Origin of the sequence: Amycolatopsis sp. 2-15 (genome assembly GCF_030285625.1) — a bacterium.
Lineage (GTDB): Bacteria > Actinomycetota > Actinomycetes > Mycobacteriales > Pseudonocardiaceae > Amycolatopsis > Amycolatopsis carbonis.
The window spans coordinates 5457767-5470370 of sequence record NZ_CP127294.1 but is presented as its reverse complement, the minus strand read 5'-3'; the positions used below and the strand labels follow the sequence as shown (position 1 = coordinate 5470370).

The 12604-nt window shown below is 71.9% G+C and carries 12 protein-coding genes; 6 read left to right on the top strand and 6 right to left on the bottom strand.

Annotated features, from left to right (window positions below):
* Positions 1–72 precede the first annotated feature (72 nt).
* Together QRX50_RS27170 and QRX50_RS27165 are read left to right on the top strand one after the other, a co-directional pair.
* Positions 73–1947 carry a Na+/H+ antiporter gene (locus QRX50_RS27170; protein WP_285965993.1) on the top strand — a complete coding sequence of 625 codons (1875 nt, stop codon included), beginning with the start codon at positions 73–75 and terminating at the stop codon, positions 1945–1947.
* Positions 1948–1987: 40 nt separating this feature from the next.
* On the top strand, positions 1988–2674 hold the full coding sequence (locus QRX50_RS27165) for a histidine phosphatase family protein (RefSeq protein WP_285965992.1): 687 nt from the start codon (positions 1988–1990) through the stop codon (positions 2672–2674).
* Here QRX50_RS27165 and QRX50_RS27160 read toward each other — a convergent pair.
* From QRX50_RS27160 to QRX50_RS27150, 3 genes are all read right to left on the bottom strand, one after another.
* The gene (locus tag QRX50_RS27160; RefSeq protein WP_285965991.1) at positions 2650–3453 is read right to left on the bottom strand and encodes an ABC transporter permease; all 804 of its coding nucleotides are present in this window, start codon (positions 3451–3453) and stop codon (positions 2650–2652) included. The genes QRX50_RS27165 and QRX50_RS27160 overlap by 25 nt on opposite strands.
* 37 nt (positions 3454–3490) lie before the next feature.
* Positions 3491–3973 (bottom strand): MmpS family transport accessory protein, encoded by a 483-nt coding sequence (locus tag QRX50_RS27155; RefSeq protein ID WP_285965990.1) that lies wholly within the window; start codon positions 3971–3973, stop codon positions 3491–3493.
* Positions 3974–4183: 210 nt separating this feature from the next.
* Positions 4184–4582 (bottom strand): NUDIX hydrolase, encoded by a 399-nt coding sequence (locus tag QRX50_RS27150; RefSeq protein WP_285965989.1) that lies wholly within the window; start codon positions 4580–4582, stop codon positions 4184–4186.
* A 39-nt stretch (positions 4583–4621) separates the two neighbouring features.
* Between QRX50_RS27150 and QRX50_RS27145 the strand changes: the two genes are divergently transcribed.
* Entirely contained in the window at positions 4622–5293 is a 672-nt protein-coding gene (locus tag QRX50_RS27145) for a helix-turn-helix domain-containing protein (RefSeq protein WP_285965988.1), read from the top strand.
* Here QRX50_RS27145 and QRX50_RS27140 read toward each other — a convergent pair.
* Complete coding sequence (locus QRX50_RS27140) at positions 5275–6774, bottom strand: FGGY-family carbohydrate kinase (protein WP_434533364.1); 1500 nt, start codon at positions 6772–6774, stop codon at positions 5275–5277. The genes QRX50_RS27145 and QRX50_RS27140 overlap by 19 nt on opposite strands.
* Before the next feature lie 93 nt (positions 6775–6867).
* Between QRX50_RS27140 and QRX50_RS27135 the strand changes: the two genes are divergently transcribed.
* From QRX50_RS27135 to QRX50_RS27125, 3 genes are all read left to right on the top strand, one after another.
* On the top strand, positions 6868–7845 hold the full coding sequence (locus QRX50_RS27135) for a LacI family DNA-binding transcriptional regulator (RefSeq protein ID WP_285965986.1): 978 nt from the start codon (positions 6868–6870) through the stop codon (positions 7843–7845).
* A gap of 409 nt (positions 7846–8254) precedes the next feature.
* Complete coding sequence (locus QRX50_RS27130; RefSeq protein ID WP_285965985.1) at positions 8255–8836, top strand: DNA-binding protein; 582 nt, start codon at positions 8255–8257, stop codon at positions 8834–8836.
* 50 nt (positions 8837–8886) lie between these two features.
* Positions 8887–9543, top strand: a complete 657-nt coding sequence (locus tag QRX50_RS27125; RefSeq protein WP_285965984.1) for an RES family NAD+ phosphorylase — start codon at positions 8887–8889, stop codon at positions 9541–9543.
* 4 nt (positions 9544–9547) lie between these two features.
* Here QRX50_RS27125 and QRX50_RS27120 read toward each other — a convergent pair whose 3' ends face one another.
* Both QRX50_RS27120 and QRX50_RS27115 read right to left on the bottom strand, forming a co-directional pair.
* Positions 9548–11506 (bottom strand): S9 family peptidase, encoded by a 1959-nt coding sequence (locus QRX50_RS27120; RefSeq protein ID WP_285965983.1) that lies wholly within the window; start codon positions 11504–11506, stop codon positions 9548–9550.
* Between the two features lie 38 nt (positions 11507–11544).
* Positions 11545–12510 carry a TerC family protein gene (locus tag QRX50_RS27115; protein ID WP_285965982.1) on the bottom strand — a complete coding sequence of 322 codons (966 nt, stop codon included), beginning with the start codon at positions 12508–12510 and terminating at the stop codon, positions 11545–11547.
* Positions 12511–12604 lie beyond the last annotated feature (94 nt).

Sequence of the window (12604 nt, the reverse complement as noted above, 5' to 3'; positions counted from 1 at the left end):
CTAGTGACCACGCCAGCGGCGAGTTCCGTGTCCCGCGAGCGCCCGAGGCCGGGCGCGAGTCATGATTACCCCGTGCACATCGCGGCGGAATTGGTGGCGCTGGTCGTGACGGTTCTCGTCGTCACGGTCATCGCGCGGCGCCTGGACTGGTCGGCGCCCCTGTGTCTGGTCGCGGTGGGGGTCGCGGCGTCGTTCGTCCCCAGCGTGCCCGACTACCAGCTCGACCCCGAGGTCGTGCTGATCGGGCTGCTGCCTCCACTGCTGTACTCGGCGTCGATCCAGACGTCGCTGGTCGCGTTCAACAAGCTGCGCGGGCCGATCCTGACCCTGTCGATCGGCCTGGTCGTATTCACCGCGTTCGGGGTCGGGGTGGTCGCCTGGGCCGTGGTGCCGGGCCTGCCGCTGGCCGCGGGCATCGCGCTCGGCGCCGTGGTCGCGCCGCCCGACGCGGTGGCGGCGAGCGTGGTCGCGCGCCGGGTCGGCATGCCGCGCAAGCTCGTGCGGCTACTGGAGGGCGAGAGCCTCTTCAACGACGCGGCCGCGCTGGTCACGCTGCGCACCGCGATCGCGGCCATCGCCGGGTCGATCAGCCTGTGGCAAGTCGGGCTCGACTTCCTGCTCGCCGCGGTCGGCGGGGTCGTGGTCGGCCTGCTGATCGGCGTGATCGCGACGCAGCTGCGCAAACGGCTGGAAGAACCGGTCACGGACACGGCGCTGTCGTTCGCCGTGCCGTTCGTCGCCTACCTCGTGGCCGAGGTCGTGCACGGCTCGGGTGTGCTCGCCGTGGTGGTCTGCGGCCTCATGCTGGGCCACGAGTCACCCCGCATCCTGTCCGGCTCCACGCGGCTGGCGTCGCGGCTCAACTGGCAGACGGTGCAGTTCCTCCTGGAGAACATGGTCTTCCTGCTGATCGGCCTGCAGTTGCGGCGGATCCTCATCGAGGTGTCCAAGACCGGGCTGTCGGTGTGGGAGCTCGTCGGGATCTGCGCCGCGGTGCTGGGCACGGTGGTCGTGACGCGCGTGGTGTGGCTGATCGGCATCGGCGTGTACAAGCGCATCACCGCGCGGTTCACCACGAAGGCGAAGATCTGGCCCTGGCGCTACTCGACGGTGATCGCGTGGGCCGGCATGCGCGGCGTGGTCACGCTCGCGGCGGCCTTCGTGCTGCCGGCCGACACTCCGCAGCGCGCGGTGCTGGTACTGGCGGCGTTCGTCGTCGTGGCCGGCACCCTCGTGGTACAGGGCATGACGCTGCCGCCGTTGATCCGGCGCCTGCGCCTGCCCCGGCCCGACCCGGCCGAGGACGCGCTGCAGGAAGCCGCCGTGGTCAACGACATGACCCGGGCCGCGCTCGCGAAGCTCGACGAGATCACCACCCCGGATGACCCGCCGGAGATCCTCGAACGGCTGCGCGACCGCCTCACCTATCGCGCCAACTCGGCGTGGGAGCAGCTCGGCCGCCAGAGCGCGCTCGCCGAGACCCCCAGCGACGCCTACCGGCGGCTGCGCCTGCAGCTGATGGAGGTCGATCGCGAGCAGTTCCTGCTGGCGCGCGACAACGGCACGGCCGACGACACCGTGCTGCGCCGCGTGCTGGCCCGGCTCGACATCGAGGAGTCGATGCTCGACCGGGTCGAGGAGTCGGCGCTGGAGGTCGAGCGGGAGCTGAGCACGCCGGCGATCACGGCGCGTTCGTGCAAGCACCTGGCGCACCCGTGGCGCGACGTCCAACCGAGCGCGGTGGACGTGTGCCCGGCCTGCATCGAGGAAGGGACGACCTGGGTGCACCTGCGCATGTGTGTCAAATGCGGCAACGTCGCGTGCTGCGACTCCTCGCCGCGCAAGCACGCGACGCTGCACTTCCATGACAGCCGCCACCCGGTGATGCGCAGCTTCGAACCAGGTGAGACGTGGCGCTGGTGTTTCGTGGACAAACAGCTGGGCTGAGGACCCCGGCCGGCAACCCGGCCCGGATAGGGTCGGGGCCATGAGCACGCCCGAGCAGGAAGTCGAATACCGCCAGCACCGGTTCAGCCCCCCGCCGGGAGCGACCGAGATCTTCCTGGTGCGCCACGGAGAATCCGCGCCCGCGCGGATCAGCGCACCGTTCGACCTCGTCGACGGCCAGGCCGATCCCGACCTCGCACCCGAAGGCCGCGACCACGCCCTCCGCATCGGCGAGCGGCTCGTGGGCGAGCGCATCGACGCGCTCTACGTCACGACGCTGCGGCGCACGGTGCAGACCGCCGCGCCGCTCGCCGAGAAGCTCGGCCTCACACCCGAAGTCGTGCCCGAACTGCGCGAAATCCACCTGGGTGACTGGGAGAACGGGCTTTTCCGCCAGTACACGACCGAAGGCCACCCGATCGTCGACCGGCTCTGGACCGAGCAGCGCTGGGAAGTGATCCCGGGCGCGGAGTCCGACGAGGCGTTCGGCCTGCGCATCCGCCGGGCACTGACGCGGATCGCCGAGGCCAACCCCGACCGCCGCGTCGCGGTGTTCACCCACGGCGGCGTGATCGGCGAGGTGTTCGCGCAGGCGAGCCGGGCGGTCGACCGCTTCGCGTTCCTGGGCGCGGACAACGGCTCCATCTCCCACCTCGTGGTGCAGGGCGACCGGTGGCTGGTGCGGCGCTTCAACGACACCGCTCACCTGGCGGCCCCGCTCGGCTGACGCCGCGGCGCCCACGCGAAGGTCCACCGACGGTGCAGCTCGTCGCGGCGGATGAACCCCGCCGCGACGAGCTGCACCGTCGTCAGCACGGCCACGGACTCCGCGGCCAGCAGCCCGATCAGCACCAGCGCCTGCGCGATTCCGGCCTGGATCGGGCCCGCGCCGCCCAGCAGCAGGCCGACGTACGCGCCCGGCAGCGTCACCAGCCCGACTGTGCGCGTCTGGTCGAGCGCCGGGATCAGGGCCTGCCCGGCCGACGGACGGCAGATCTCCAGCGCGGCCAGCCGGGGCAGGAAACCCAGCGCCAGCGCGGCTTCGTACTCGCCGTGGCGCTGGGCGAGCTCGTCGAGCGCGCGGCGCGCCGACTGCGACGTGGCGGTCATCGTCCCGCCGATCACGATGCCGGCGATCGGCACGACCGTGATCGGTTGCGGCGGCACGACTCCCGAAGCGAGCACCAGTGCCAGTACGGGAGCGACGCCCGAGGCCAGCGCCAGCGCGACCCAGCCGATCCGGCGCGGCACACCGATGCGAGAGGCCGACGTGACGACGGCGATCGCGAACATCAGCAGCACGAACAGTCCGGTGAGCCAGCCCGACCGCAGGATCACCGTGATCACCAGGGACACGAGCGCGAGCTGCGCGACCGCGCGGACCGCCGCCACCAGCACCGCCCGGCCTTGACCCAGCCCACCGAAGCGCACCACCCCGGCCCCCGCCAGCGTGAGCACAACCAGGACGACAACCAGGGCGGGCCCGAACCCGATCGCACCGTTCACGCCCGTGATCCTGCCCCAGGCAGGGCTCACCCAGAACTCATGCGGTGCAGCTGAGCTGCGCGCCCTCCGCCGACACGGACTTCTCGGCGACGACGGTGCCGTCCACGGTGATGCGACAGGTCAGCCCGCCCGGCCCGGCGCTCTGCGCGGCAAGGCTCGCGAACTCGGCTTCACCGGCCGGCGCGGTGCGCGTGACGGTGACCGACCACGGCGTGGTGACCTCGGTCTGCTGCTCGAGGCCCGCGTCGGCGGAGACGTAAGTCAGGTTGCGGGCGCCGCCTTCGCCCGCGAGCGCGTAGACGATCGTGCGGGTGACGTTCTGGACGGCCACGGGCTCGGCCTGCGCGACCTCGGTCGGGGACACCTGGCCGGGTTCACCGGCCGTCGGCGCCGCTCTGGGCGTGACGTACGAGGCCACGGCGATAGCGACGGCGATGACGCCGACCACGACGACCACGCTGCCGAGCGGCTTGAGCCGGCCCGGACCACCCGCACCCGGCGGCGATGCCGGAGGGGTCACGGCAGGAACACTCATGGAGAGGTCTTCTCTCGTTCGAGCGGACTTCTGACGAGTACGACGTCTGCTTCTCGCCCGAACGTCACTCGGCGTTAGCCAACCACGCAAAGTTGGTGAAACTTCACCCTTTCGGGTGTCCCCTGTGGACCGATCACCGGTGTGGTCACCACGGACGATGCCAATAACAGCGTCGTGATACCCGGTCACGGAGAGTCAGTCCACCACACCCTGCTCGGCCAGCATCCGCAGCACGCGCTGCCCGGCGGGCGGACACGCCGCGGCGTCGGCGGAACGCAGCCACGCCGCCTCGGCGATCTCGGCCGACGGCACCGGCTCGCTCGTGTGTTCGGCGGTGTAGCAGGTCATGCGCACGCGGCGGCCGTCGGCAAACCCGTCGGCCTGCTCGTCGAGCACCGCGAAGAAGCGGAAGGTCAGCGGGTCGAGCTCGACGCCCAGCTCTTCGCGGATCTCGCGGCACAGCCCGGCGACGTCGCCCTCGCCCGGCTCGCGTTTGCCGCCGGGCAGGTAGAACTTCTCCTTGCCGCGCGTACGCACCGACAGCAGCCGCCGGTCGCGGACGTGGACCCAGGCCAGCGCGTCGATCGGGGTCATGGGTCGCATTCTGTCGTACCCGGAGGGGATGATCGGGGGGTGTACTCGGAGACGCTCGCGCCCGAGCCGGTGCGCGCCGCGGTCCGCTGCCTGTGGCGGTCGGCCCCCGCGGGCCCGAAACGGATCGTGCCCGACGGCTGCGTCGACCTCGTCGCCGGCGACGGCGAGATCTTCGTCGCGGGCCCGGACACGGGGGCGTGGTCGTCGATCACCTCACCCGGCGCCACGCTGCACGGCCTGCGCTTCCACCCCGGCGCGGCACCCGCCGTGCTCGGCGTCGCGGCCGACGAGCTGCGCGACCGCCGGCTCCCGCTGGCCGAGGTCTGGGGCCGCCGCGGGGAGCTGCTGACCGACGCGGTGCTCAGCGGCGCGCGCAGCCTCACCGACGTCGTGGCCGGCCGCGAAGCCGACCTCGATCCGGCCGTGGCCGAGCTGCTGGCGCACCTCCACACCGCGCCCGCCCGGGTGGGCACCCCGGCGGCAGCCGTGGGCGAACGGCAGCTGCGGCGCCGCTTCACCGTGGCCGTCGGCTACGGACCGGCGACCTACCTGCGGGTGCTGCGGTTGCAACGCGCCATCGCGCTCGCGCCGCGCGCACCCGGGCTGGCCGGCCTCGCCGCCGGTGCCGGGTACGCCGACCAGGCCCACCTGTCGCGCGAGTGCCGGGCGCTGACCGGGCTCACGCCGAGCGCTTACTTCTCGCGAGTCTGAGCCGCCGCGCGTTCCTGGTGCGCGGCAAGGAAATGCGCGATGTCCGCCGTCGCGGGGTACAGCGCGCGGTAGCGGGCGTAGAACTCGTCGTACACGTCGGCTCGCACGGGATCAGGCCGCACGACGATGGCGACCGGGTTCCACGCGTCGATGTCGGGTTCGAGCCCTACCGCGAAGGCGGCCAGCAGCGCGTTGCCGAAGGCCGCGCCGATCGTTTCGGTGGGCACGTGCTGCTCCGCGCGCGTCGCGTCGCTCACGATCTGCGTCCACACGCGACCCTGCGTGCCGCCGCCGACCGCGACGAGACGGCGGCCCTCGGCGGATCCCATCGTCTCCAGGTTGTGCCGCACGCCGTAGGCCGTGCCCTCCAGCGCGGCGCGGTAGAGGTCGGCTTTGGTGTGCGACAGCGTCAACCCGGCGAGGACGCCGCGCGCGCCCGCGTCCGGCACCGGGGTGCGTTCGCCGGCGAAGTACGGCAGCATCAGCAGCCCGCGGCTGCCGGCGGGCACCTCGCCCGCCTCGGCGACCAGGTCGGCGAACTCACCGCCGACGAGGTCGCGCAGCCAGTCGGTGATCGCGCCGGACGTCGCCATCCCGGCGGCCAGCGAGTACGTGCCCGCGAACACGCCGCGCGTGGCCCACAGGCCCGGCACCGGCCGCGGCTCGGCGGCGGTCTGCACGAGGAACATCGTGGTGCCGTACATGAGCATCGTGTCGCCGGGCGCCCGCACGCCGGCGCTCGCCGCCTCGGCCCACGCGTCGACCGTGCCGCACGTGACGGGCAGGCCCGCGGGCAGCCCCGTCGCGGCGGCCGCCGAGGCGGAAACCGTGCCGGCCACTTCCGTCGGCCACGCCAGCCGCGGCAGGCGCACGCCGGGCGCGACCAGCCGGGCCCAGTCCTCGGCCCACGCACCGGCGCGCAGGTCGTACATCGGGTCGCACTGGCTCGCCGAGTGGTGGTCGAGCACGTACTCGCCGGTCAGCCTCAGCACGAGGTACGAGCTCGCCATGAGGAACAGCTCGGCGCGCTCGGCCACCTCGGGCTCGTGCCGGAACAGCCAGCGCCACTTGGGTCCCACGGCCTGGCTGGACAGCGCGCTGCCGCCCCGCTCCACAATGGACTTCTCCCCCAGCTCCGCCGTGAGCTCGGCGATCTCCGCGCCCGCGCGCGTGTCGACGCCGTAGAGGATCGCCGGGCGCAGGGGCCGGCCGTCGGCGTCGGCGGGCAGCAGCACCGGCCCGATGCCGCTCACGGCCAGCCCGGCGAGCGGCCGGTCACCCGCCGCCGCGGTGAGCTCGCGCACGAGCGCGGTGAAGTCGGCCCACCACACCGTTTCCGCGTCGTGCTCGAACCAGCCGGGCCGCGGGCGGGAGGTGGTGTGCGCGCGGCCGGCGCGCGCCAGTATCGTCCCGTCGGCACCGACGAGGACGCCCTTCGAGCTGGACGTGCCGATGTCGATGCCGAGCAGCAGGCCCGGAATCACCGCGACTCCCCGAATGCGGACGGTAAACGATTACCCGGGACGCTATTCTTCGGGGGACGAAGGTGTCAAGGACGGCCGGAGGAGGTCACGGTGGCCACGATCAGCGACGTCGCCGCGCGCGCCGGCGTCTCCACCGCCACGGTGTCCCGGGCCCTCAACGGCAAGTCCACAGTGGACCCGGAGCTCGCCGCGCGGGTGCTCGTCGCGGCCGAGGAGCTCGGCTACCACCCCAACGGCCTGGCCCGGAACCTGCGCCGCCAGGAGACGGCCGTGCTGGCGCTGATCATCTCCGACGTCGAGAATCCGTTCTTCACGGCGATCGCCCGCGGCGTCGAGGACCTCGCGCAGGTATCGGGCTACTCCGTGGTGCTGTGCAACTCCGACGAGAACGAGGACAAGGAGCGCCGCTACATCGACGTGGCGCTTCAGGAACGCGTCGCCGGCGTCGTGCTCTCCCCCACGGGCCGCTCCACCAACGTCGACCGCCTGCGCCGCCAGGGCACGCCCGTGGTCGCGGTCGACCGGCCGCTCACCGGCCCGGACGGCGACCAGGTCCTCGTGGACACCCGCCGCGCCGCGCGCGACGCGACCCGCCACCTCGTGGCCGGCGGCTACCGCCGCATCGCGTGCCTGACCGGCCCCGCCGGCGTCCGCACAGCCGACGACCGCCTCGCCGGCTACCTCGACGCCGTCGGCGAGGAGAACGCGCTCTTCCGCCGCGCCGAGTACCGCGCAGAGGGCGCGCGCGTGGCCGCCACCGAGCTGCTCGAACTGCCCGATCCCCCGGACGCCCTGCTGGTGGCCAACAGCACGATGACGATCGGCGTTCTGGAGACGCTCGCGAGTCGCGGCGTGCGCCCCGGCCGCGACGTCGGCATCGTCTCCTTCGACGACGCGCCCTGGACGACCCTGATCGACCCGCCGCTGACGGTCGTCGCGCAGCCCGCCTACGAAGTCGGCCGGGTCGCCGCGCAGCTCCTGCTCGCCCGTATCACCGACGGCACCCGCCGCCCCACCACGACGACGCTGGAAGCGCGGCTCATCGAACGGCAGAGCTCGCGGCGCTGACGCGCGCGGGATTCACGGCACGCAATTCGCTCCAGCGCTGCGGAATTTGCGGCCACGCCCGCGCGAAACGGCGCGGAAAACCCCGGAACGACGACGTGCCTGGTGGACCGGCCAGTACCGGTCCGCCAGGCACGTCCCACCCCCGTCCCCCCAGCACCGGCGGCCGAGGCCACCGGAGCCCGCAACAGCACGAGGCGGGAAATCGATTACCAACCGAACGTAAAGGGGCCACGGCGGGGTGTCAAGGGCACGAAAGCCTGGACAGCACCACCACCGGCCGGGCACACTGACGCGAAATCGCCTACGCCGCGTGTTGAGTTCTGCGCACTGCGTGTCGATCTCTGGTGAATTCACCCACAGATTCAGTGACGAACCGCACGAACCCGCACATGCGAGCTAGTCTGAGCGCATGTCAGTCGCGCTCGAGAACGTCCTCGCCAAGGCGGGGCTCAAGGCCGACGCCACGGAGTTCCTCACGCTCGTCGAGGACGCGGCGCGCAGGCTGTCACCGCCCAACCCGGACCCGTCGCACTACTTCTCGCCCGACCAGCAGGCCGCGCTGGCGGACGTGGGGCTCGACCTCACGGCCCACGGCGAAGACGAGCCCGACTTCCGCGCGCGCACCGTGGCCGCTCACGCCGTGCTCGCCGACTCGGCGCTCACCGTCACCCAGGCCGCGAAGGCGCTGAAGATCGACGACAGCCGCATCCGCCACCGCCTCAAGGAGGGCCGGCTCACGGGCTGGAAGGACCAAGGCTGGCGGCTGCCGTCGTGGCAGTTCAACGGCTCCGGCGTGCTGCCCGGTCTCGAGGTGGTGCTGCGCGCGACCCCCGAGGACCAGCCCGCGCTCGTCGTCGCCGCGTTCATGAACACCCCGCAGGACGATCTGGTGATCAGCGACCGCCCGGCCACGCCGCGCCAGTGGCTCCTCTCGGGTGGCGATCCCGAGCAGGTCGCGCGCCTCGTCGCCACGCTCGGCTCGCCGTTCTAGGCTGAGCCGACGACCAAGATCACCGACACAGGACGGACGACCCCCGACGTATGGCCCGGCTCCCCCTGCCGCCCGCGCGATCCGTGCTGGTCAAGGAGCTCGACCGCGCCCACGACGTGGTGGCGGTGCAGCCCGAGACCAGACTGGTCCGCATCTTCACCGCGCACGGCAACCACCCGCAGCAGTGGAACACGTTCCGCTACACCGGCCCGCTCCCGCACGGCCGGTTCGACCAGCAGCCGCCCGGCCGCGGCGGCCAGCCCGTGACCGATCCGGGCAACGGCGTGCTGTACTTCGGCCTGACCGTGCGCACGAGTGTCGCCGAGGTGTTCCAGACGAGCTCGACGGTCGACCGCAAGACGCGCGGGCCGCGGCTCGTGGTCGTGCGCCCCACGCGCCCGTTGCGGTTGCTCGACCTCACCGGCCTGTGGCCGACGCGCGTGGGCGCGTCGCAGGAGATCTCCAGCGGGCCGAAGAAGATCACCCAGGCCTGGGCGCGCGCGATCCGCAGCGCGCTGCCCGACCTCGACGGTCTCTGGTACCGCTCGTCGATGGACTCCGGCGACCCGGCCGTGTGCCTGTGGGACCCGCCGGCGGGCGCCGCGCTGCCGATCGCCCCGGATGTCCTGCTGCCGCTGGACCACCCGGGGCTCGACGTCCCGCTCGGCCGGGTCTGCGAAGAGCTGAACTACACGCTCCTCAACTGAGCACTCAGCCCAGGTGGCGCGACCACCACTCCAGCACCGCGTCGAAGCGCTGCACGCGGTGGCGCGGGCGCCCCGCGCGCGACAGCTCGTGGCCCTCGCCGGGGAACAGCAGGAACTCCGCGTCGGCACCCGCCCGGCGCAGCGCCACGAACATGCGCTGCGCCTGCTCCAGCGGGCAGCGCCAGTCCTGTTCGGAGTGGACGACCGCGAACGGGATGCTGATGTCGGCCGCGTAGGTCAGCGGGCTGCGGTCGCGCAGCACCTCCGGATCGGTGCCGATGTAGGAGTCGACGAAGAAGTAGCCGATGTCGGAGCTGCCGACCATCGAGTCCCACGCGTTCACCGCGCGCTCGCTCCAGGCCGCCTTGAACCGCTCCGGGTAGTGCGAGGCGACCCAGCTGGTCATGAACCCGCCGTAGGAACCGCCCATGATGCCGACGCGCGAGGAGTCGAGGTCGGGTCGTTCGAGCGCCTTGTCCAGCAGTGCGAGCACGTCGTCGACGTCGACCGTGCCGAAGCCGAAAGTGATCGCGCGGCCGTGGCTCTGCCCGTAGCCCGCCGAACCGCGCGGATTGCCGAGCACCACGGCGTAGCCGGCCGCGGCGTAGACCTGGGCCTCGTCGAACACGGCCCAGTCCTGCTGCGCGAACGGCCCGCCGTGCACGACCCGCAGCACCGGGTGCGGTCCCTCGCCCTCGGGCACCACGAGCCAGCCGTGCACGGGGTAGCCGTCGGGCGAGGTCGTGGTGAGCTCCTCAACGGGCCGCAACCCCTTGTCCCGCAACGGCTTCGAGTAGTCGGTGAGCACACGCGGGCCGCCGGCGTCGAGCACCACGACGTCGCCCGAGGTCTCCGGTGTCGCGACCACCGCGACGATCGTGTCGCCGTCGGCCGCGAAGCCACGCACCACCACGTGGCCGTCGTGCAGCACGCGCAGGTCGGCCAGCACAGCCGCCTCCGCGGAAGCCGGGACCGCGCGCAGCTCTACAGCGCCGCGGTTGCGCACGGCCACGAGGACTTCGCCGTTCACGGGGATCGCGGGGCCGGAGCCGCTCTCCACGTCGACCGTCTCGAGGTCGGTCAGCCGGCGCGCCTTCACGGGGCCACCGGTACCGATCGTGGCGGCGTACAGGCCGGTGTTGCAGGCCTCGCGGTGACCGTCCTCGTAGGACGAACCGTAGAAGAACAGGGTGCCGTCGGGACCGAACACGGGCTGCTCCGCGTAACCGTGGCACGCCACGAGCAGCTCGGGCTCCCCGCCGCCGGCCGGGAACGCGACCAGGTCGCGGTAGTCGGTCTCCACCCGGTCCCAGTCCTGCGGCGCCGCGACGACCACGCGCTCGCCGTCGGGCGTCCACGCGGGATCGTCGACGTCGTAGGTGACCGGCGAGATCGGCTCGAGCTCGGGCAGTTCGGCGGCGTCCAGCGCGGCGACGGCGTCGAGCACGAACAGCCGTTTCATCCGGTCGCGCAGGAACCCGACGTCGTCGATGCGGTAGTCGAAGCGCGTGATCCGGCGCGGCGCCTCGGCCGGCGGCTCCGGCTTCTCGCCATCGGTGTCCTCGGTGCCGTAGCGGCCCGCCTCCGGCACGCGCGCGGTGAACGCGAGCCGCTGCGAGTCCGGCGCCCACACCGGCGCGTCGGCGCCCAGGTGCAGCGACGTCAGCCGCTTCGCCTCGCCGCCGTCGGCCGGCATCACGTGCACCTGCGCACTGCCGTCGGCGCCTTCACCGTCCCCGGCTCGCAGGAACGCGACCCAGCGCCCGTCGGGCGAGATCGCCGGGGCCGCGTCGTGCGGGCCCTGCGTCCAAGCGGTATCCCCTCCCCCGAGTCCGACCCGGCGCAACGCGCTGTGGATGGCATTGGACTCGAGGTCGGGGTGCTTGACCGCGGTCAGGAGCAGGTCACCCCGGAGTGCGGGGCGGCCGGGAACGACGAGGGCTTCGATATCGGCTGGTCGCATGCCGACGACCGTACCGGATCATTAGCAAAGCGAAAGACTTATTCGGCCGGGACGCGCGCCCGTTCGTCCTTTTTCGCCTTGGCGAGGCTCGCCACGGTGGTGACCGCCAGCACGACCACGATCACGCCGAGGGACATCCAGTTGTTGATGTCCAGCCAGCCGGGCGCCACGTGGTACTCGTGCAGTGCGTGCACCACGAGCTTCGCGCCGATGAACGCGAGGATCACCGCGAGGCCGTAGGACAGGTACACCAGCTTCTCGACGAGCCCGCCGAGCAGGAAGTACAGCTGGCGCAGGCCCATCAGCGCGAACGCGTTGGCGGTGAACACCAGGAAGGCCTCCTGGGTGATCCCGAAGATGGCCGGGATCGAGTCCACCGCGAACAGCAGGTCGGCCGAGCCGATGGCGACGATCACCACGAGCATCGGCGTGATCATCCGCTTGCCGTCGACCTTGACCGTGTACTTGTGGCCGTGGAAGTCGTCGGTCACCGGGGCGATCTTGCGGACCCACCGGGTCACCGCGTTCTCGTGGTACTCCTCTTCCTCGTCCTTCTTGCGCAGCATGCTGATCGCGGTCCAGATCAGCACCGCGCCGAAGAGGAAGAACACCCACACGAACTGCGCGATCAGCGCCGCGCCCACCGCGATGAACACACTGCGCATCGCGAGCGCGAGCAGGATGCCCACGAGCAGCACGCGGTGCTGGTGGATCGCCGGCACCTTGAACGACGCCATGATGATCATGAAGATGAACAGGTTGTCGACGCTCAGCGAGTACTCGGTGATGTACCCGGTGAAGAACTCGACGCCCGGGTCGTGCCCGGCGAAGACCCATACACCGATCCCGAACACGACGGCGCAGGCGACGTAGAAGATCACCCACCGCGCGGCCTCGGCCGGCTTGATGGCATGGGGTTTGTGGTCGACGATCACCAGGTCGAGCGCGATCAGGGCCAGCAGGCCACCGACCGTGGCGATCCATAACCAGAGAGGAACGGTCATCACAGGATTTACCTCCGGATAGCGCGTAGCAGCAACTAACCGGAGGTCTCTTCCGCCGGTTCCTTTCTACCGGCCGACGGTGCCGGGGGCCACG

What these genes read in the sequence shown, in the direction of transcription:
- QRX50_RS27165 (WP_285965992.1), top strand. Translation starts at nt 1,988, where the DNA reads ATGAGCACGCCCGAGCAGGAAGTCGAATACCGCCAGCACCGGTTCAGC.
- QRX50_RS27150 (WP_285965989.1), bottom strand. Translation starts at nt 4,582, where the DNA reads ATGACCCCGATCGACGCGCTGGCCTGGGTCCACGTCCGCGACCGGCGG.
- QRX50_RS27130 (WP_285965985.1), top strand. Translation starts at nt 8,255, where the DNA reads ATGTCAGTCGCGCTCGAGAACGTCCTCGCCAAGGCGGGGCTCAAGGCC.
- QRX50_RS27125 (WP_285965984.1), top strand. Translation starts at nt 8,887, where the DNA reads ATGGCCCGGCTCCCCCTGCCGCCCGCGCGATCCGTGCTGGTCAAGGAG.
- QRX50_RS27120 (WP_285965983.1), bottom strand. Translation starts at nt 11,506, where the DNA reads ATGCGACCAGCCGATATCGAAGCCCTCGTCGTTCCCGGCCGCCCCGCA.
- QRX50_RS27115 (WP_285965982.1), bottom strand. Translation starts at nt 12,510, where the DNA reads ATGACCGTTCCTCTCTGGTTATGGATCGCCACGGTCGGTGGCCTGCTG.